1 protein-coding gene and 1 pseudogene are annotated in these 1,298 nt (G+C 67.8%); both read right to left on the reverse strand.

All coding sequences use genetic code 11. From position 1 onward, the window contains the following. Positions 1–148: 148 nt before the first annotated feature. The gene (locus ACN269_RS34420; protein ID WP_421477474.1) at positions 149–1,003 is read right to left on the reverse strand and encodes a DUF559 domain-containing protein; all 855 of its coding nucleotides are present in this window, start codon (positions 1,001–1,003) and stop codon (positions 149–151) included. Positions 1,004–1,097: 94 nt separating this feature from the next. Beyond that, positions 1,098–1,298: pseudogene (locus ACN269_RS34425) on the reverse strand (hypothetical protein); the annotation flags it as partial.

Genomic DNA, 1,298 nt, shown 5'->3' on the forward strand with positions numbered 1-1,298 from the left:
GCTGCTCGGCCGGTTCGCGCAGGTGCGGCTGGCCAAACCGGTGGAGTGGACGCGCAGCAACCGGCACACCGGCATCCGCCACCTCATCGTCGACCTCCAGTGATTTGTGGAGTCTCGACCGCGCTCACCGCGGGTGAGGCGCCGCAGATCACCGGATTGCGGCGGCGATCTCGGCAAGCACCCGGCTCGGATGCTCGACGAGGTCCAGCCAGGTGAAGCGCAGCACCTGCCACCCGAGTAGAGCGATCTTGTTCTGCCGTTCCCGATCGATCTGAAAATCCTGCTGATCACTGTGGAATGCCCAGCCGTCGACTTCGATGGCCACCTTGGCCTTGGGAAACGCGACGTCGACTTTGTAGCCACCGATCGGGTAGTTCGCCTTCCAGCCTGTGATGCCCGCGGCTCGCAGCAGCTTCACCAGCAGTCGCTCAGCCTCGGAACGGGCACCGTCGTCGGCGGCCTGCAAGAGTAGCCGGGCCCGGGGCGAGCCATGGCGGCCCTTGTTGCGCAGGTGGGCACGCCACAACCGGGGCAGGTCGAGGTGTCGTTGCAGCGCTCTGTCCATGAGAGCGGGGCCGCCGCCACGGCGGACGGCAGCTTCAACGACGGTCAGGGCCAACTCCGTGACCTGCAGTGTGTTTCGCTCGACGACGTCTGCCGGCGTCAAGTCGCGTCGCCGTAGGCGTGTGCCCGGTCGCCGAAGCAAACGCGCATCCCTGGGAACCGTGACCTCGACGATGTCGGGTGCGTATCGAGTGAGCCCGTGCCACCACGCCGCGGCCAGCCCGCTGGCCGCCGCTTGCTTGCCGTACCCCCATACCGCTGAACGGATGCGAGCCGCGTCGGTAAACGGGCGGTCGTCGACAAAGTAGACCCCAGGTGAGCATCGACGCCAGTGGCCCGAGCTGACTCGTCGGTCCACCGCATCCTGGCTCAGCCCGCAGCGCAGCGCCTGAGCGAGGGTGAGGACGCCGTCCTGGCCTCGAAGGAAATCGTTGAGCATTCCCAATAGACGCCGATGCGCGGGGTATGGTTCCCTTTCCGGCGACTTGCGGAGTCGCGACCGCGCTGGCCGCGGTTGAGACTCCACAAATCACTCAGAGACGGCGGATGCGCACGCCGGCTGAGCGGAGTTCCAGCGCGGCCAGACCGCGGATCACCTGCGGATCCTCCCGCCGCCAGGCACCGGCGGGATCTGGGCTGACTTCGGCCAGCTTGGCCAGTGGCCGGTTGGCCAGCGCGCGCAGCGCCAGCAGCTGCTCGCCGGCCACCGTCGAGGCCAACGTGATCGCGGTCCA

Source organism: Micromonospora sp. WMMD736, assembly GCF_049179015.1.
In the GTDB taxonomy this organism is placed as follows: domain Bacteria; phylum Actinomycetota; class Actinomycetes; order Mycobacteriales; family Micromonosporaceae; genus Micromonospora.

Coding starts and splice junctions, on each gene's coding strand:
- ACN269_RS34420 (WP_421477474.1), bottom strand. CDS start 1,003: ATGCTCAACGATTTCCTTCGAGGCCAGGACGGCGTCCTCACCCTCGCT.